At 66.4% G+C, this 18,751-nt stretch carries 15 protein-coding genes; 14 read left to right on the top strand and 1 reads right to left on the bottom strand.

Features of this window, described 5'->3' with window-relative positions; genetic code table 11:
• The first annotated feature begins 195 nt into the window (after positions 1–195).
• The 13 genes from ACIQ7H_RS16820 (at position 196) to ACIQ7H_RS16760 (ending at position 15,135) form a co-directional block, all read left to right on the top strand.
• Positions 196–846, top strand: a complete 651-nt coding sequence (locus ACIQ7H_RS16820) for an NADPH-dependent FMN reductase (protein WP_395793615.1) — start codon at positions 196–198, stop codon at positions 844–846.
• Between the two features lie 105 nt (positions 847–951).
• Positions 952–4,434: a type I restriction-modification system endonuclease gene (hsdR, locus tag ACIQ7H_RS16815; RefSeq protein ID WP_395793613.1), complete on the top strand. Its 3,483-nt coding sequence runs from the start codon at positions 952–954 to the stop codon at positions 4,432–4,434.
• A gap of 28 nt (positions 4,435–4,462) precedes the next feature.
• Positions 4,463–5,920, top strand: a complete 1,458-nt coding sequence (locus tag ACIQ7H_RS16810; protein ID WP_395793611.1) for an N-6 DNA methylase — start codon at positions 4,463–4,465, stop codon at positions 5,918–5,920.
• Positions 5,917–7,338 carry a restriction endonuclease subunit S gene (locus ACIQ7H_RS16805; protein ID WP_395793609.1) on the top strand — a complete coding sequence of 474 codons (1,422 nt, stop codon included), beginning with the start codon at positions 5,917–5,919 and terminating at the stop codon, positions 7,336–7,338. The genes ACIQ7H_RS16810 and ACIQ7H_RS16805 overlap by 4 nt, the downstream gene beginning before the upstream one ends.
• Positions 7,335–8,123 carry a hypothetical protein gene (locus ACIQ7H_RS16800; protein ID WP_395793607.1) on the top strand — a complete coding sequence of 263 codons (789 nt, stop codon included), beginning with the start codon at positions 7,335–7,337 and terminating at the stop codon, positions 8,121–8,123. Before ACIQ7H_RS16805 ends, ACIQ7H_RS16800 begins: the two co-directional genes overlap by 4 nt.
• A 458-nt stretch (positions 8,124–8,581) precedes the next feature.
• Positions 8,582–8,845, top strand: coding sequence for an antitoxin (locus tag ACIQ7H_RS16795; protein WP_395793605.1), 264 nt, complete (start codon positions 8,582–8,584; stop codon positions 8,843–8,845).
• Positions 8,842–9,261 carry a type II toxin-antitoxin system VapC family toxin gene (locus ACIQ7H_RS16790; protein WP_395793603.1) on the top strand — a complete coding sequence of 140 codons (420 nt, stop codon included), beginning with the start codon at positions 8,842–8,844 and terminating at the stop codon, positions 9,259–9,261. The genes ACIQ7H_RS16795 and ACIQ7H_RS16790 overlap by 4 nt, the downstream gene beginning before the upstream one ends.
• Positions 9,262–9,351: 90 nt before the next feature.
• Entirely contained in the window at positions 9,352–9,498 is a 147-nt protein-coding gene (locus tag ACIQ7H_RS16785) for a nitrilase-related carbon-nitrogen hydrolase (RefSeq protein ID WP_395793601.1), read from the top strand.
• A 174-nt stretch (positions 9,499–9,672) separates the two neighbouring features.
• Complete coding sequence (locus ACIQ7H_RS16780; protein WP_395793599.1) at positions 9,673–10,443, top strand: hypothetical protein; 771 nt, start codon at positions 9,673–9,675, stop codon at positions 10,441–10,443.
• Positions 10,444–10,751: 308 nt separating this feature from the next.
• On the top strand, positions 10,752–11,003 hold the full coding sequence (locus ACIQ7H_RS16775; RefSeq protein ID WP_395793597.1) for a hypothetical protein: 252 nt from the start codon (positions 10,752–10,754) through the stop codon (positions 11,001–11,003).
• 1 nt (position 11,004) lies between these two features.
• Positions 11,005–12,333 carry a type II toxin-antitoxin system HipA family toxin gene (locus tag ACIQ7H_RS16770; protein WP_395793595.1) on the top strand — a complete coding sequence of 443 codons (1,329 nt, stop codon included), beginning with the start codon at positions 11,005–11,007 and terminating at the stop codon, positions 12,331–12,333.
• 454 nt (positions 12,334–12,787) lie between these two features.
• A complete protein-coding gene (locus ACIQ7H_RS16765) occupies positions 12,788–14,143 on the top strand; it encodes a hypothetical protein (protein WP_395793593.1) in 1,356 nt (451 codons plus the stop codon).
• Between the two features lie 332 nt (positions 14,144–14,475).
• Positions 14,476–15,135 (top strand): DUF2306 domain-containing protein, encoded by a 660-nt coding sequence (locus ACIQ7H_RS16760; protein ID WP_395793591.1) that lies wholly within the window; start codon positions 14,476–14,478, stop codon positions 15,133–15,135.
• Here ACIQ7H_RS16760 and ACIQ7H_RS16755 read toward each other — a convergent pair.
• Positions 15,038–16,225, bottom strand: a complete 1,188-nt coding sequence (locus ACIQ7H_RS16755) for a helix-turn-helix domain-containing protein (RefSeq protein WP_395793589.1) — start codon at positions 16,223–16,225, stop codon at positions 15,038–15,040. The genes ACIQ7H_RS16760 and ACIQ7H_RS16755 overlap by 98 nt on opposite strands.
• Positions 16,226–16,562: 337 nt before the next feature.
• Here ACIQ7H_RS16755 and ACIQ7H_RS16750 point away from each other — a divergent pair, with 337 nt between their 5' ends.
• Positions 16,563–17,942 (top strand): cyanophycinase, encoded by a 1,380-nt coding sequence (locus ACIQ7H_RS16750; protein WP_395793587.1) that lies wholly within the window; start codon positions 16,563–16,565, stop codon positions 17,940–17,942.
• Positions 17,943–18,751: the final 809 nt, after the last annotated feature.

Genomic DNA, 18,751 nt, shown 5'->3' with positions numbered 1-18,751 from the left:
TCGCTTGAAATCCTGCAATACTCGGCGCGCATTGGCTCCGAGGTTTCCCGCCCGCGGCCGAACGTCGACAGACGCAGCGCATCTGCGTTTGGCGCCATGCACTGCCGCCTGCCGCCTGCTGCAGACAACGTTTCAAGCTGAGCGAAACCAGCATCCCCTTCGAACCCGCACTGCCGCAGCTTCCGAGGAATGGCCATGAAAGCGCTCCTGTTTCTCGGCTCGCGCCGCCAGTCATCGCCGCCACAGCCCAGCCGATTGGGCGAGCGCGTGTGTGCCTTCCTCAATGCACACATCGGCAGCCGCTTCGACGCCACCCTGATCGACCCGCTCGACTACCCGCCGACCGAGGTCTTCAAACCCGCATTCGCCTACGCCGCCAGCAACAAGCCCGCGCACCTGGCCAAGCTCGAACGCCTGATCATCGAGGCCGATGCCTACGTGATGGTGAGCCCGGAGTACAACCACAGCATGAGCCCGGCCCTGTCGGACCTGCTGAACCACTTCCCCAGCTCCGCCTTCGCATTCAAGCCCAGCCTGATCGCCACCTACTCCAGCGGCCAATGGGGCGGCACCCGCGCCGCGCTGAACATGCGCAGCTACCTGTCCGAACTCGGCTGCCTGCCCGTCTCTGCGATGCTGCACTTCCCGCACGCCGACAAAGTGTTCCAGGCCGACGGAGAGCCAGCCGCGGATCAGGACGCCGCGCGCTGGGCGAAGTACGCCGGGCGCGGTGTCGAGCAGTTGCATTGGTGGGCGGAGGCGGCGGGGTGGCAGCGCGAGCTAGTCAATCCGTTTGTGGCGTCGCCGGTTTTCAAGCGGACGCCGGTGGAAAGGGATGCGCCGTAGGCTCAGTCACTGGCGCCTTCGGTTAATGTGCTTAGCGAAACCCGCCACATCTGCATGCAGATCGGAGTTCGCATCGGAACATGCCAATAGAGGCCAGTTTCTGGGATGACAAGTAACTTCAGCTTCCTCGCCGAACACTCGCCGCTGCTGGCAGACCTCGGGGCTACAGCGGAAAGGGTTTATCCGTTTGATCCGGCGAGTTCTGTTCTGAAGCTGCGCCTGTTGGCCGAGTCAATCACGCAGGAAGTGGCGTCCCGCATTGGCGTGCGCCTGCAGCAGCCGACTCAGGCCGAGCTTCTGCGTGCGGTAGACCAGCGCTTGGGTCTGGACGCGCAAGTGCGTCAGATGTTTCACCTGCTTCGCCAGCGCGGAAACGAAGTTGCGCATCACCTCGGCCACAACATCGGCTATCGCGAAGGCTTGGAAGCGCTCAAGGTCGCGCGCGAAGTTGCGCTGTGGTTTCACCGAACTTTTGGCACAAACCCAGACTTCAAAGCGGGCCCCTTCATCCTGCCCGACGATCCCAGTCAACGACTGGTAGCGCTGCAACAGCAGGTGGCCGAACTTACTCAGCATCTGACCCAGGCGCAGTCAGAACGGGCCGCCAGCTCGGAGCTGGCCGAACTACTTGCAGCGCAGGCGGAGCAGGAGCGCCTGCTGGCCGAGCGCGCCTGCGAAGAACGCGGTGTTTACGAGGGCCTGGCGGAAGAGGCAAGCACCCGCTACGCAGCGCTCAAAGCCCAGTTCGATGCGCACCTGCAGGCAGCCAACGCGCAGCCTGTCGCAGCGCGCGCGCAGGAGATCCAGACCTTCTCCCGGCTCGCCGCCAAGGCCGCGCAGAAGGTGGCCATGGACGAAGCGTCCACCCGCCAGCTCATCGACCAGATGTTGAGGGACGCCGGCTGGCACGCAGACACGCTGCAGCTGACCTACGCGAAGGGCGCCAGACCCGAGCGCAACCGCAACCTCGCGATCGCCGAATGGCCCACTCCAGGCAAGCAGAGCGCCGACTACGTGCTCTTTGCGGGGCTGACGCCGCTGGCGGCAGTGGAGGCCAAGCGCCTCAACATCAATGTGGCCGGCAAGATCGGCCAGGCCGAACGCTACGCGCGCGGCTTCGAGATCGACGCCACCCACGAAGCCGCATGGCTGGAAGAAGGCTGCCAAGGCCCCTGGCCTGATGGTCAGGACGCCGCATTCAACCTGCCCTTCGCCTACTCCTGCAACGGTCGCCCGCTGATCAAGCAGAGCCCGGAAGCCAGCGGCACCTGGTTCCGCGATCTGCGCCACCCCGCGAACCTGGCCAAGCCGCTGCAGGGCTTCCATTCGCCTGAAGGCTTGGTCGATCAGCTGCGCCGGAACAAGGACGCCGCAGAAGCCCAGCTGCGGCAGGAAGCTCTCGCCTACCTTGGGCTGCGCGACTATCAGGAACGAGCCATCAGCGCTGTCGAATCCGCGCTCGCTGCCGGGCAAACCCACTGCCTGCTGGCGATGGCGACAGGCACCGGCAAGACCCGCACGATCATTGGTCTGATTTACCGATTGCTGAAGGCCGAGCGCTTTCGCCGCATCCTGTTCCTGGTGGATCGCACGGCCCTGGGCACCCAGGCCATCGATGTCTTCAACGAAGCGCCGCTGGAACAGAGCCAGCCGCTGTCGAAGATCTACAACATCGCCGAACTCGGCGACATGGCAGCGGAAGCTGAAACGCGCGTCCAAGTCGCCACCGTGCAGGCTATGGTCAAGCGCATCTTCGGCAGCGACGATCCGCCGCCACTCGACGCCTTCGACTGCATCATCATCGACGAGGCCCACCGCGGCTACACGCTCGACCAGGAGATGACCGAAGGCGAGCTGGAGCTGCGCGACCAGGCGCAGTACCTCTCCACCTATCGCCGCGTGCTGGATTACTTCGATGCGGTGAAGGTCGCGCTCACCGCAACCCCGGCACGCCACACCACCGAGATCTTCGGCAAGCCCGTCTACACCTACTCCTACCGCGAGGCCGTGGCGGACGACTGGCTGATCGACCACGAGCCGCCGATCCGCTACACGACCCTGCTCAGCCAGCACGGCATCCACTTCGAGAGCGGCGATACGGTCGAGGCGATCAACATTGGCAGCGGCGAAATCGAAACCGCCGAGCTTGAAGACGAGCTGCACTTCGAGCTGGAGAGCTTCAACAAGCGCGTCATAAACGAATCGTTCAACCGAGTCATCTGCGAACAACTGGCCCAGGAGCTGGACCCAACCGGCGAGGAAAAGGCCCTGATTTTCTGCGCCAACGACGCCCACGCCGACATGGTCAAGCGCCTGCTGGGCGATGCCTTCAAGGACGTGCATGGCGAGCAGTACAACCAGGCGGCGGTGGAGAAGATCACCGGCGCCTCCGACAAGGTCGACCAGCTGATCCGTCGCTTCAAGAACGAGCGCCTGCCGACCATCGCGATCACCGTCGACCTGCTGACCACCGGCATCGACGTGCCGAGCATCTGCCATCTCGTGTTCATGCGTCGGGTGCGCTCGCGCATCCTGTACGAGCAGATGATCGGTCGCGCCACCCGCCGCTGCGACGACATCGGCAAGACCGTGTTCAAGATCTACGACCCCGTGGACCTGTACGCCGCGCTGCAGGCGGTCAACACCATGCAGCCGCTGGTGAAAGACCCGGCAGTCACCATTGAGCAGCTGATTGACGAACTGAACAACCCAGCCGCCTATCAGATCGCGGGCAGTGCCTCGGGCCACAGTCATGCGCATGACGTGCTCAACCAGCTCAACCAGAAGCTGATGCGCGTGCTGCGCAAGGCCGCGCACGCGGCTGAAAAGAAACCCGCACTCAGGGAGAAACTCGACCAGCTTGAACAGCAGTGGGGCGTGCCACCCGACCGCCTGCATCGCCACCTGCACCAGCTCGGCAACGAACACGGCCCGCAGGCCGCCGCGGACTTCCTGCGCAGCAACACGCGGCTGCTGCTGCAGCTGGCGGAAGTCCAGGAGCTGCTCGGCACGGCCTACATGCCGGTCCTCTCCAAGCACGCAGACGAGATCCGTGATCGCAGCCAAAGCTGGGGGCCCTACACCAAGCCCGAAGACTACCTCGACAGCTTCACCCTCTTCGTGCGCGCGCAGATCAACCAGTCGGCGGCCTTGGCCACCGTGGTCAACCGTCCCAGAGACCTCACCCGCGAACAGCTCAAGGAAGTGCGCCTGCTGCTCGACGGCGCCGGCTATTCGGAAGCCAACCTCAAGGCCGCCTGGCGAAAACAGAGCAACCAGGACATCGCTGCGGGCGTCATCGCCTACATCCGACAAGCCGCACTGGGCGAGGCGCTGCTACCCTTCGAGCAGCGCGTCGCCCAGGCCATGCAAAGGATCTACGCTCAGGGCACGTGGACACCCGTGCAGCGCAAGTGGCTGGATCGGCTGGCCAAGCAGCTCACGCACGAGCTGGTGATCGACCACAACTTCGTCAACAGCGCCTTCGCCAACGACGGCGGCGCCAAACAGCTCGACAAACTGCTGGGCGGCCAGCTGCAGGACGTGATGGGCGATCTCGCCAGCGGCCTGTGGCCCCACGTCGCCTGAGCCCCCGCCTCATCCCAAAAGAAGCACCATGACCACCCAAGACATCGTCCAGAAACTCTGGAACCTTTGCGACGTCCTGCGCGACGACGGCATCAACTACAGCGACTACGTCACCGAACTTGTGCTGCTGCTCTTCATCAAGATGGAGCACGAGAACACCGAGAGCGGCCTCCTGCAGGCGCACAAGCTGCCGGCCTATGCGCGCTGGCCCGAGCTGCGCAACAAGAGCGGCCTGAACCTGCTGCGCCACTACCGCGAAACCCTGCTCAACCTGTCCTCAAGCCTGGACCGGCTGATCGCAGCGATCTACGCCGACGCGCAGACCAGCCTCAAGGAGCCGCGCCACCTGGAGCAGCTGGTCAAGGCGCTGGACGGCATCGACTGGTTCAGCGCCCGCCAGGATGGCCTGGGCGACCTCTACGAAGGCCTGCTGGAGAAGAACGCCAGCGAGACCAAGAGCGGTGCGGGCCAGTACTTCACCCCGCGCGCGCTGATCGACACCATCGTCAAGGTCATCCAGCCGCAGCCTGGCGAAACCGTGCAGGACCCGGCGGCAGGCACCGCCGGGTTTTTGATCGCGGCCGATCGCTACATCAAGGACCACAGCAACGACCTGTACGACCTCAACGAAAAGCAGATCCGCTTCCAGCGCAACCAGGCCTTTCTCGGCATGGAGCTGGTGCCCGGCACGCGGCGGCTGGCGCTGATGAACTGCCTTCTGCACGGCATGGAAGGCGACGACGAAGGCGTGGTGCACGTCGGCAACACCTTGGGCAGCGCCGGCAGCAGCCTGCCCAAGAGCCACATCATTCTGAGCAACCCGCCCTTCGGTACCGCGAAGGGCGGCGGTGGCCCGACCCGCGACGACCTGACCTTTGCCACCAGTAACAAGCAGCTCGCCTTTCTGCAGCACATCGTGCGCCACCTGCGCGACGGCGGCCGTGCGGCGGTTGTTCTACCGGACAACGTGCTGTTCGAGGCCGGCGTCGGCGCCGACATCCGCCGCGACCTGATGGACAAGTGCCGCCTGCACACGATCCTGCGCCTGCCCACCGGCATCTTCTACGCGCAGGGCGTCAAGACCAATGTGCTGTTCTTGGAGAAGATCAGCCAGGCCGCCACCGCCAGCACGCAGGAGGTGTGGGTCTACGACATGCGCGCCAACGCGCCCAAGTTCGGCAAACGCACGCCGCTGACCGAAGCGCACTTCGCCGACTTCATCGCCGCCTACGGCGACGAGCCCAATGGCAAGGCCGCGCGTCAGGATCAGGGCGAGCAGGGCCGCTTCCGCCGCTTCAGCCGCGAGTGGATCGCCCGCGAAAAGGGCGACAGTCTGGACATCGCCTGGCTCAAGGACGACAGCGCGGAAGACGCGGCGGATCTGCCAGAGCCGGCGGTGCTGGCGCGCGAGGCGGTGGAGGAATTGAACGGAGCGCTGGCGGAGCTGGATGCGATCTTGGCGGAGCTGGGTGAGGCGGTGGAATGAGTGAGCTTCCCAATAGCTGGACTTTCACCCCGCTCGCCAACCTCCTGACTCGCATCGAAGCAGGCTTGAACGTCAAGTGCGAAGAACGGCCACCTAGTCCTGGCGAGCGAGGGCTGGTAAAGATCAGCGCCGTGACCTGGGGGCGGTTCGACGAACTCCAGAGCAAGACCCTGCCGCCATCGGAGCACCCCGACCCTGATCGCAAGATTCAGATGGGCGACCTGTTGCTCTCACGCGCAAACACGCTGGAGCTGGTCGGCGCATCGGTCATCGTGCAGCAGCTGACCCGCGACCTCTATCTGAGCGACAAAGTGCTTCGCCTGGTCGTGCACGAGCCCTCAAAGCGCTGGATCAACTACGCCCTCAAAACGCCAGCTCTGCGCAAGGCGATTGGCGAAGCCTCGTCTGGCAACCAGCTCTCAATGAGGAACATCTCGCAGGACAGCTTGCGACAGCTGATGCTGCCCTTGGCACCCGAGCGCGAGCAGCAGCGCATCGCCGACAAGCTCGACAACGTCCTCACCCGCGTGGACGCGGTGAACGACCGCTTGGCCCGCGTCGCCCCCCTCCTCAAACGCTTCCGCCAGTCCGTCCTCGCCGCCGCCACCTCGGGACGCCTCACTGAAGATTGGCGACTCAACGCTTCCGCTAAGAGCGCATCCGAAGAACTCGCGCTCTATCTCCAAGCGAGGTCGATCAGCGAAAAGAAGCCCCCAGCGCAGCCTGACATGACCCACTGGAAGTCAACGGTTCCATCGTCATGGACGGTAGCCAGCGTCCACCAGTTTGCCGAGTGTCTTGATCGTCTCCGGGTGCCTATCAAGCGAGACAACCGCAAATCCGAGCTGGGGCTTTATCCGTACTACGGTGCGAACGGCGAAGTTGGGCGCATCGACGAGTACATCTTCGACGACGAGTTGGTCTTGGTGACCGAGGACGAGACCTTCTACGGCCGCGAGAAGCCTATCGCCTACAGGTCAAGCGGAAAGTGCTGGGTGAATAATCATGCCCATGTCCTGCGTGCACCCACCAAGGAAGCGAACGACTATCTGTGCTACGCACTCATGTACTACAACGTGCTTCCGTGGCTCAGCGGAACGACCGGGCGCGCCAAGCTGACACAGCAGGCGCTGAACTCGCTGCCGATTGCTGTTCCTCCCGCTGCTGAAATCACCGAGATCGTCCGCCGCGTCGAAACCCTGTTCGCCTTTGCCGATCGCCTCGAAGCGCGCCTGCAGGCAGCACAGACCGCCACCGAACGCCTGACGCCATCCCTGCTGGCCAAGGCCTTCCGCGGCGAGCTGGTGCCGCAGGACCCGAACGAAGAGCCGGCCAGCGAGCTGCTGCAGCGGCTGGCCAGCCAGACGGGCGGCAGCAGCCGCACACGTGGCCGAACGAAGCGAGCTGCAACCGCATGACGTCGACGGCTATCGGCGCGCAAGACGCATCGGACCTTGGGGATGCGGAGCGCATCCACTTCCGTGACCGCCTGCGCGCAGCGCGCTATACGGCATTGGCTGACGCGGAGGGCTTTCAGCAGATCTGCTTTGCGGTTGAAGCACTGGGCAAGCGACTGAATCCGGGCGCCGTTGGGCTGGGCAAGTGCCGACCAGCGCTGGAGCACCTGGTAAGGCAGGCCGCTGCGCTTGATGCCAGCGGCGCTGTTGATGGCACGGCCAAGAGCTTCTCCGCCCTGTTCACCGCCCTCAAGGAGGCACGCAACGACATGGCACATACGGGCGCCTACGCACGCCACGTGGCTGCCGACGGCGTCGCCCTCTGCCTGATGCTGGAGGAAGCATTGATGAGCAAGCGCCTCACCGTTGGCGACTTCATGGTGTCCACACCCGTCACCGTCCAGCTGTGGCAGACGGTGGCCGATGCGCGCCAGCTGATTCTGGCGAACTCATTCACCTACCTTCCGATCTGGGACGATCGTGATCGCAGCTGGGCGCTCTTGTCTGATCTGGAACTGGCGAAGTATCTGCGCGCTGATTCGACCGGCCGTGCCAACAAGAATCACCGCATTGAGGAAGCTCGGGCGGCAGGTTTAACGCTGACCCGCGTGCATCCGGTCAAGACCACCGACGCTGTGGCGGACCTGCTCAAGAACCCCGAGCCACCTGGGCTTTGGCTGGTGACTGCGCAGGACTACCCGGAGGGCCACCTTGTCGGCGTGCTCTCGCCGTTCGAGCTCCTGTAGCCCACCCGCAAGCTCCACATGACCAAAACTCAGTAGCAGCGGTGCTTCGGCACATCGGGACTGTAGGTGTGTCAGTCCAGCGGGTTTCGTGAGGTTTCTCGCGGAGGCGGCGACGGCGCGGCGAGGAAGACCGGGGCAAGTGTTGGGCTTGTGGTGGGTCAAGACCCACCCTATGGGCGTCCTCGCACGAGGCGCGTGGCTGCCGGCAAAGCTGGGGTAAGTGTTGGGCTTGTGGTGGGTCGAGACCCACCCTATGGGCGTCCTGGCGCGAGGCGCGTGGCTGCGAGGAAAGCCGGGGCAAGTGTTGGGCTTGTGGTGGGTCGAGACCCACCCTATGGCGGCCTCAGCAACCTCTGAGAAACGGAGCACGACTCCATACGCGTCGCACCGCATGACGCTTGCAACCTGCTCACCGTCACCCTACCGTACACACATCGAAGTAAACACAGAGTCCAGCCATGGCGACCCTGACTACGCGAGTGTTCAACAACGGCAACAGCCAGGCGGTGCGGATTCCCGCGGAGTTCAAGCTGGACACCGACCGCGTCAGCATCACCCGCAACGAGGCCGGTGATCTGATCCTCCATCCGCTGCGCGGCCCGCGCGGCGCCGCATTGATGGAGGTACTGCAGGCCCTCGGCGAGGCTGACGCCGACTTCCTTGCGGCACTGGAAACCGAGCAGGCCTCGGCGCAGCCCATGCAGGAGCGCGAGCCGCTGTGATCTACCTGCTCGATACCAACATCCTGATCTACCTGATCAAGAATCGGCCCGCCAGCGTGGCGCAGCGGATCGACGCGCTGCCGGAAGCCGATCAGATCTGCATGTCCTTCATCACCTGGGCGGAATTGCTGAAGGGCGCGGAGCGCAGCACGCGCAAGTCCGAGGTGTTGCGTCGGCTCGACCAGCTCAGCCGCCAGGTGCCTGTGCGGTATCCGAGCGGCCCGGCCATCTGCCGGCACTACGCCGAGCAGGCGACTCAACTGAAGGATCAGGGCACGCCGATCGGCGCGAACGATCTTTGGATCGCCTGCCACGCCCTCGCCGATGCGGCAACCCTGGTGACGCACAACACGCGGGAGTTCATGCGCGTCAGCGGGCTGCAGGTGGAGGATTGGGCCAGCGAGGCGACGGGCTAGCGGCCTGCCCTGGCAGCGCTGCAAGATGCCGTGTCATTGCGCTCAACCAAGCCGAAGACAAACTCATTCGTTCCTCTACCGAGCCCGCGCATGACCATCACCCGCATCGCCCTAGCCAACCTCCCCATCCCCGCCACCCGCGAGGCCGCGGTCGATGCGGCCGTTGCCGCCATCGCCGAAGCCGGCCGCCAGAGCGCGCCGATCCTCTGCTTCCCCGAATGCTTCATCCCCGGCTAGCGCTGGCCGGGCGCAGTAGTTCCGCTGCGTATTCAGAAGAATAGGCGCCGCTGTGGGAGTGCAAGCGCTGGACCTGTGATGCCTGAGCGGCTCAGCAGCGAAGACCGGGGCACGTGTGACGCTTGTGGTGGGTGAAGACCCACCCTATGAACGGCATGCCTGAGACGACGCACGATGCGAATGCGCAAGCGCGGTGCCTTTCGAAACGAAGACGTAGTGCTCGACGCGCTTGAGCCATGGCTGGCCGCGGCCGGCTTCGATCGCAGCGGGCATCTGTTTCATCGCTGCAGGGACAGCGGCACGACTCACGAGCGGATCGAGGCCGTCGCGGTGTGCCTGGGCAACAGCTGCCGCACGGTTTGGCTGCATGTCTCCACCAAGTTTCCGGCCGCGATCGAGCTGCTGAGTGAGGTGCGGCCTTTCACTTTTCAGAGGGCGCATGCGCGGAGTGTGCCCGGCTATCTCAGCGATCTCGCCTGCCAGCTTCAGCTGCGGCACTTTCCCCGTCTTTCGGACGAAGCGCTGGCCCCAGGGGTGCGTCAGCGCCACGACGGCCGACTGCAGCGGCAGCGCACTTCGGCTGCCGAAGTGATCACCACAGTCCTTCAGCAGCTGACCGCTGCCTGCGCACTGCCTGCGTTCGAGCAGCGGCTCACCCTTGAGCGCGTCGCTCAGGTCGCCGAACATCCCGGCTACGGCGATCTGTATCACGCCGCCTGCTGGCCGATCGCCGCGCGCCTGCTGCTGGGTGATGTCGAAGGCGCGGGTCGGGCGTTTGCAGCCAATCCGCTCGCGCTGGCGCGAAACGAGAGCGAGTTCGATACCGCCATGTGTTGGCTGCGTGGGAAAGGGGCAGACGTGGACGACTGCGCATGGAGCGCACAGAGCGCGGCAAGAGTCTGGGAGCTGCCGCAGCCTTACTGGCTGGATGGCGAGCTGGTGTAGATACCCGCTGTACCGAATCGAGAACCGTGCAGGCGCGCCGCGCGAGGGCTGCGGCTCGACGAGGAAGGCCGGTCATGTGTTGGGCTCATGGTGGGTCGAGACCCACCCTATGGGCGTCCTTGCGCGAGGCGCGTGGCTGCGGGGAAGGCTGGGGCGAGCGTCGAGCTTGTGGTGGTGGGCCAGGCCCACCCTATGCGCCCTGGCGCAAGCGACTCGGCGGCGTTCGGCGCGCGATACCCCAAAAGGTGTATTGAATCCCTAACCCCTCAAGGGTATAAATCGTGGAGATCCCCCGCAGGGTATGCATCATGCGTCTCCATGCCGACACACCCCAACAGCTCGCCGCCGTGCTGCGCGGGCAGCGCCTGAGCGCTGAACTGACCCAGCGCGAGGCAGGCAGCACGGTCGGGCTGCTGCAGAAGACCGTCTCCAGCCTCGAAACCGACCCCAGCGGCAGCAGCATCGCCAGCCTGTACAAGCTGCTGTCGGCCCTGCAGCTGCGCCTGGTGCTGGAGCCGAACGAAGCGCCGCCGAGCGATTCGCAGTCGCCGGAGTGGTGAGGTGAAGCGCGCGCGCGACCTGCGGCAGCTGGCGGTGTGGATGAATGGCGAGCGCGTCGGCAGCTGGCGCATCGGGGCGGGTGGCGTGCATGCGTTCGCATACGCGGCGAGCTGGCTGTATGCCGCCGCCGCACGGCCGCTGTCGCTGTCCCTGCCCTTGCGTTCGGCGCCTTACTCCGGTGCCCTGGTGGAGGCCTTTTTCGACAACCTGCTGCCGGACAGCCCGGCCATCCGCCAGCGCCTGCAGTCGCGATTTGGCGCAGCGAGCCAGCGCGCGTTTGATCTGCTGGCGGAAGTGGGCCGCGACTGCGTCGGCGCGGTGCAGCTGCTGCCTGACGATGTAGCGCCCGCGCCTATCGATCGCATCGAGGGCGAGCCGATGCGCGAAGCCGATGTCGCCGCGCTGCTGCGCCGCACACCCGCGCTGGCGGGGCTGGGCCGAGAAGATCAAGACGATCTGCGCATCTCGTTGGCCGGCGCGCAGGAGAAGACCGCCCTGCTCTGGCACGACGGCGGCTGGCAGCGCCCGCTGGGCACCACGCCGAGCACGCACATCTTCAAGCTCCCGCTGGGACGGGTCGGCAATATGCAGGCCGACTTCGCCAGCTCGGTCGAAAACGAGTGGCTGTGCGCGCAGCTGCTGCGCGCCTTCGGGCTGCCGGTGGCCGAGTGCCGCATCGCTCAGTTCGAGGAGCAGAAAGCGCTGGTCGTGCAGCGCTTCGATCGGCGCCTGGCCCGGGCCGGCACGCACTGGCTGCGCCTGCCTCAGGAGGATTTCTGCCAGGCCACCGGCACACCGCCTGCCTTCAAGTACGAGGCCGACGGCGGCCCCGCCATCGTGCAGGGCATGCAGCTGCTGCTGGGCTCGGCCCAGGCCGATGTCGACCGCGAGACCTTCTTCAAGGCGCAGCTGCTGTTCTGGTTGCTGTGCGCCACCGATGGCCACGCCAAGAACTTCAGCCTGCACATCGAAGCCGGCGGCCGCTATCGGCTGGCGCCGCTGTACGACGTGCTCTCAGCACACGCGGTGCTGGGCAAGGGCCGCAATCAGTTGGCGCCGGAACGCGCGCGCATGGCGATGGCCGCGCATTCGACCAATCGCCACTACCTGTGGAAACGCATCCTGCCGCGCCACTGGGACGCCACCGCGCATCGCTGCGGCTTCCCGCCAGAACGCGCACCCGCGCTGCGCGAGGCATTGGCAGCGCAAGCACCGGCTGCCGTCGAGCAGGTCACCCAAGAACTCCCGAAGGGATTTCCGGCGGATTTGGCGGAGCGGGTGCTGGCGGGCATTGTGGCTGCGGCGAAGCTGCTGCGTGGTGCAACTTGAAGCGCGACCCGCAGGCCGCACAAGAATCGACTCGCGCGCACGCCGACAAACGCGTCGAGGCGCGGACAGGCGAAGGCTCGCTTGCCTGTTCGGCGAATCGGGCAGGGTCGGGTTCGAAGCGCTTCAAACTCTCGGCCGATGTGGCCCTGCCTGGCAACCTCGCCTGCGCGCCCGAGTCTGCCGTCGTGCGCCATCGGTGCGCGGCCAGGTGGCTGCCGTAGCGCGACCCAAGCGTTTCGCCCGGTTTCCTGCGCGGCGGCCTTCGTGGGCTACGCCATCGCGCGAACCATCAGGCACGTGTGCTAGCGGAGTCCGATCAGGGCCGCGGTAAGACGCAGCGTCGGCGGCGCTCGATCAGACGCCGGGAGGGCGATACGCAGCGCCCGACGGCCAAGGCGCGCCGGATTCACTGCAGGTTTTCCGTATCCCCCGCCAAGACCCTGGGAGACCCCTCATGCGCCCGATACTCGCCGCCCTGTATGCCACCGCCCTGCTGATTCTCGGCAGCCCGCCCGCTGCCCAGGCCCAGGTCAGCCTCGACCCGAGCTTCGTCAATGACGGTCGTGAGACGGTGTCCTTCGATCTCGATACCGCCGCCACCGATCGCGCGATGCGGGTATTCCCGACGGTGAACGGGGGTTTTCTGCTGGTCGGTCAGGCCAGCAACGGCAGCGGTCTGTACTCACTCGCGCTGACGCGGGTTTTCCCCGTCGGTCTGGACCCCAGCTTCGGCAACGAGGGCCGGCGCACCTACGGGCTGGGGCTGAGCCAGGTGGCAGACGTGGCCCAGGATCATCAAGGCAGGCCGCTGGTCGCCTGGCATGCGGCCAATGGCACCAACGACATCGACGTCTTCGTCGTGCGTCTGAACGCCGACGGCTCGCGGGACATCAGCTTCGGCGCCGACAAGGGCATCGCCAGCTTCGGCCTGGACGCCGTCGACGAGCTGCTGAGCCTCGCCGTCGGGCCGAACGACGAGGTGTACGCGCTGCTGCGCTCGCGTCCCAGCAACGGCGGCGTGTGGGCGACCCGCGTGGTCGCGCTGGACGCCAATGGACTCAACCTGAAGTCCGTGCTGATCGACATCATGCCCGAGCAGGGCAGCGGCGCAATTGCGTGGTCGCAGGGACGCAGCGCCCTGTTGGTCGGCTATACAAGCGACTTGGGAAGCTCCTGCGGGCTGGTCCTCGCCCAGGTGCGCCCGCGCCTGGTCAACGGCGCACTCACGCTGACCGCCACAAGTCTGTCGGCGACGTCTTTGAATGGCTTGAACGGCAGCTGCGCAGGCGCACGCGTCACCTCGGTGGCGGCCATTCCGGGCAATGAAGGCGCGCTGGTAGCCGGCCACCGCGAGGATCCCGCGAGCCCCGGCAGCGGGCGACAGCATGGGCTGATGCTTCGCTGGGTGAACAACGACAACAGCAACTTCGGCACGATCCCACCGCTGCCGCCAGCGGATGAGCTGCGGATCAGCGCGGTGGCGATCGACACGCGTGGCCGCATCCTCACCGCCGGCACCGCTTACAACAGCGCCGCCTCGACGCAGCGCTTCTCGCTGCGCCGCTATCTCAACAACCTCGGCAATGACACCAGCTTCAATGCGGGCAGCCCCGAGATCACCACCAGCTTCGCGACCGCCAACGGGCTCGACTCCGCGCTGGCCCGCGCCGCCGATCTGCGCGTGGTGGGTACCCGCATCCTGGTCGCGGGCGCGATGCGTTTCGCGGGACCGAACGACGACGATTTCGCGGTCGCCGCCTTCACCACACCCGATGCAGCGCCGGTGTTCAGCGATGGGTTCGAGAACTGAGCAAGCGCCGCGCTGCGGGGCCGCGACACGACGCTGACCTGCGTGTCCGGGCCCATGCGCCGGGCCCACGCACCGGCCAACGCCGGGCGCGTGCCTACCCTCGCGCGCTGACGAGCGCTTCCCATCGGATGCAGCGCGATCCACCGCCCGGGCCAGGCTGAGAGGCTGAGAGCAAACCGCCCGCCCGCAGCGGCCGCCGCCGAACGACCGTGACGGCGATCGACCTCCTCAGCCGCTGAGCCGTCCGATCCCGCCGATCCGGTCGCGTGACGCCGGCTGCGAGGGCGAGCCTGCGCACGCCGGGCCGTTCCGGCGCTCGTCATCGTGGCCCTATGTCCTTTCCCCTCGTCCTGCGTCGCCTGCTGTTTCTGCTGTTTGTGCTGGCCTGCGTGGCGATCGCCGTGCATGCCTTCACCTACCTGTTCCGCGCGTTCAATCCGGGCAATCCCTTCCATGCCAGCTTTGCCGAAGCGGGTTGGGCGGTGCCGGGGCATTTCTTTGCGGCGGGCTTGGCCCTGCTGCTGTTGCCGCTGCAGTTCGCCCAGCGCCTGCGCGCGCGCTGGCCGGGGCTGCACCGTGTCAGCGGCTGGCTGTATGTGCTGGCGGTGCTGGTGGGCGGCGTGTCCGGGCTGATTCTGGCGCCGCGTGCGCTGGGCGGCTGGGCTACCGGCACTGCATTCATGCTGCTGGCCCTGCTGTGGCTGGGCAGCACGGGAATGGCGCTGTACTACGCGCTGCGCCGACGCTTCGATGCGCATCGACGCTGGATGCTGCGCAGCGCGGCATTGACCTTTGCCGCGCCAACGCTGCGCCTGCATCTGGTGCTGGGGCTGGCCGTGTTCGGGTTGGAGTTTCCGCCCGCCTATCTGCTGGCGGCGTGGTTGTGCTGGACGCTCAATCTGCTGGTGGTCGAGGCGTACCTGCGGCGGCGCTCGAGACCGTCGGCGCGCGCGCTCGACACTGGCTTGGGGTCTCGCCCAGCAGGCGCTTGAAGGCCGCGTTGAAGGTCGACTTCGAGGTGAAGCCCACTTCGAAGGCGATGTCGAGCGCGGTGCGCTGTTCGCCGGGATCGAGCAGGCGGGCCTGGGCCTCGCGCACGCGGTAGGCATTGACCCAGTCCCAGAACGGCTGACCGAAGCGACGGTTGATCACCGCCGACACCAGGTACTCCGGATAGCCGCTGCGCTTGGCCGCCTGGGCGATCGACAGCGCCGGCTGGCGGTAGAGATGCTCGTGCTCGAACAACTGCAGCAGGCGCCGGGCGACCTCGTCGAAGCGCGGATCTTCCGCCGCAGCGTCAGTCTCAAGATCAGCGCTGGCTTCAGGCGCGGGCGCCGCGTCCTGCGCCGCAGCGCCGTCGGGCCCCACAGCGGCCTCCGGAGCGGCCAGCGCCGCGATCTCGGCCGGCACCAGCAGGCTGCGGTAGCCCACCGCCAGCACGAAACCCGCGACCGCCACGTAGATCAGCTGATAGGGCAGCCACGGCACTGGCAGCAGCCACTGCGCCAGCGCCGTGGCCCAGATCAGACACTGCCAGGCCGCCACCCAGAGCAGCCAGCGCAGGGCTTCGGGATCGCCGTCCGAGCGGGTCGCGCGCAGTTGACGACGGTAGCGCAGCACCATCGCGACGGCCGCGGCGACGTAGCTGAGGCTGAAGCCGAACAGGGCAAGGCTGATGAGCAGCTCGCGCCCGCCATGGGCACCGAGCCGCATAGCCTGCAAGGTCTGCAGGAAGGTGTCGGTCGGCATGATCAGCAGATCGACGGTCAGCAGCAGACCCAGCACAAAGCCCAGACCATGGCGCAGATCCTCCCAGCGCAGCGAACGCGCCTGCACCCGGCTGCGCACATACAGGTAGAACAGGCTGGCGTGCAGGAAAGGGAACAGCGCCACCACCCGCAGCGCTCGAAAGCCATGAGCACCGGGATCCAGCATCGCCCACGCGCGCACGCCGAGGTCGAGCGCGATCAGCAGCATCCAGCCGGCCAGCAGACGCTCGCGCGGCCCCTGTCTCCACAGCGCGAGGCCCAGCAGCAGGCCCTGCGCGGCACCGATGCTGTAGATGAAGATCCAGAAGTTCATCAGAGCCTGCGTGCGGTCTCGTGCGTCGGACTGCAAAGCATAGTGCGTAAGTGACGCTGCGCCGGCGTCGCGCGCTGCGTGGACACGGCGCTGGACTCCATCGCACATCCCGCAGTGCAGCTTGACCGTGGCGCGTACGCCGGATAACAAGCGCGCACAGGACCGTTGTGGAGCGATGCCGTGTTGCCCAAGCACCGCCACATCCGCCACTGCTGCCGCACCTTCTACCTGAGCGAATGGTGGGACGAATAGCGCCGACCGCTAAGCGGTTAGCACACACCCGCCCCGCCCGCGCGCGCTGACTGCCGACGCGGGCCACATCGCCAGGAGTCACCCCATGCCACGCCTGCACGCCTTGCTGCTGTGCGCGTTCGTCGCGCCTGCGTTTGCCAGCATCACCCGCGAGACCGAAGACAACGACCGCGAAAGCCGCGCCGATGGGCCGGTTGCCGCGGGCATTACCGTGAGCGGCAGCCTGTCGACCCGCCGCGACGTCGATTGGCTGTGGTTCGATGTGCCCACCGCCGGCCGCATCGACCTGCGCCTTGACTATGACAGCGGGCGTGACTTCGACTGGCAGCTGTTCGCCGACAGCGGCCCGGCGGTGGCAAGCGGTTCAAGCAGCGAGATTCCAGAAGCCGGCAGCCATGCCGCCAGCGCCGCGGCGCGCTACTGGCTGAAGATCACCTCCTACAGCGGCAGCGGGCGCTGGTGGCTGGATTTCAGCTTCAGCCCGACGGGCGGTGCTGGCGATCCACGGCCCACGCCGCCTGCGACGCTGCAGCGCTGGCTGACCGGCAACCCCGAGAATGCCGATCGCAGCGCACAGGGTGGACCTGCCCTGCTGCTGATGGGCGGCAACTTCGACATCGATGAGGCGTTCGTGCAGCACGCGTATCCGATCATCAACGGTGGCGACATCGTGGTGCTGCGCACCGCCGGCAGCGACGGCTACAACAACTACCTCTACGCCCTGGCCACTGGACCGCTGCAGCCCGATTCGGTGGAAACCCTGCTGGTCGACACCCGCAGCAAGGCGGACTCCGCCTATGTCGCCTGGGCGGTGCGCAATGCCGAGCTGGTCTACTTCGCCGGCGGCGACCAGAGCGATTACCTCAACCAGTGGCAGGGCACCGCACTCGAAGCGGGCGTGCGTGAGGCCTGGGCGCGCGGCGCGGTCATCGGCGGCATCTCGGCTGGGCTCGCCATCCAGGGCGAGCACATCTACGACCCCAATGGCGTCAGCGGCGTCACCAGCAGCGAGGCCATCGCCGACCCTTACCGCAGCAGCCTGCGTTTCGCCCGCGACTTCCTCGGGCTGCCGGTGTTGGCGGGCGTCATCACCGACAGCCACTTTGCGCAGCGCGACCGCATGGGCCGGCTTCTCGCCTTCATGGCCCGCCTGCGCCAAGACGGTGTGGCGGCAAGCATCCGCGGGCTTGGCATCGACGAGGACACCGCTCTGTTCGTCGACGCCGACGGCCGCGCCGTGGTGGAGGGCGACGGCGCGGTCTATGTCATCGAAGAAACCGCCAGCACGGCGCGCGTGCAGGTGGAAGCGGGGCGACCGCTGATCTATCGCGACCTGCGCCGAATCCGTCTGCAGGCGGGCCAGCGCTACGACTTCGGCAGCGGCGCGCATGACGGCAGCACGCTGGTACTCAGCGTCGATGGACGCAACAGCCAGCCGCTGTCACCGACGAACCCGTACCCCTGAGGCGACACGGGTCAAGCACTGACGCGTTCGATCCGCGAGCGCGTCCGCCATGGCGCGCGGCACGACTGAAGTGTTCGGCGTTGTTATGGCCCGGACGTCATGCGCGAACGTCGCCTCTGCCGCGACCTGTCCACGGCCGGATCGCCGTGGACAGGTCGGAACGGCAGTGCATGCGGGAGTCTCCCTGCCGCCGAGCGGGACGCGCGGCGGGAACAAGCCGCCATGACGGAGCGGCGCGTGCCGGAAGCGGTGCCCTTCGGGCGCCGCTGTGGCACTCCGAAGGCGACACGCAAGATCAACGCAAGTGGCCGCTCAACGGCCGCGTTGCGGTCCGGGCGGGCGGCCCGGGCTCAGCGCGGAAGCAAGGTCTGACCCTTCGAGCAAGCGCCCGGAACACGCTGTCGCGACCCTGCGAATCCTGCTCGGGGCTCTCAAGAAACAGAACGATCGGCGCATCACCTGTTGCCGTCGCCCCCGCGAAGGCGGGGGTCCAGTAAAGGCTCGCCACTGTCGCAAGACCACTTGATCCCCGCCTCCGCGGGGATGACGAACCGATGTTTCTTCAAGAACACCTGGCCCGCCACGCGGGGCTGAGAGGCTCTCAAGAAACAGAAACGTACGTCATTGAAAGCATTAGAGCGCCTTCGCGGCGGCGCGGCATGAAAGACCGGCCCAAGCAGCGTCTAGGGAAGCTCTGAACAACGCGACCAACTGAGCCCTGGGCGGTCCCCAGCCGATTTTTTCGGACCTTCAGCCTGCTATCGCTCACCTATTTTGATTCTTCGACTCGCCCAAGGCTCTTTCGAACC

The sequence above is a fragment of the Aquimonas sp. genome (assembly GCF_044377145.1).
GTDB lineage: Bacteria > Pseudomonadota > Gammaproteobacteria > Xanthomonadales > Xanthomonadaceae > Aquimonas.
The sequence above is the reverse complement of the archived record's forward strand: the minus strand, read 5'-3'. Positions and strand labels throughout refer to the sequence as shown.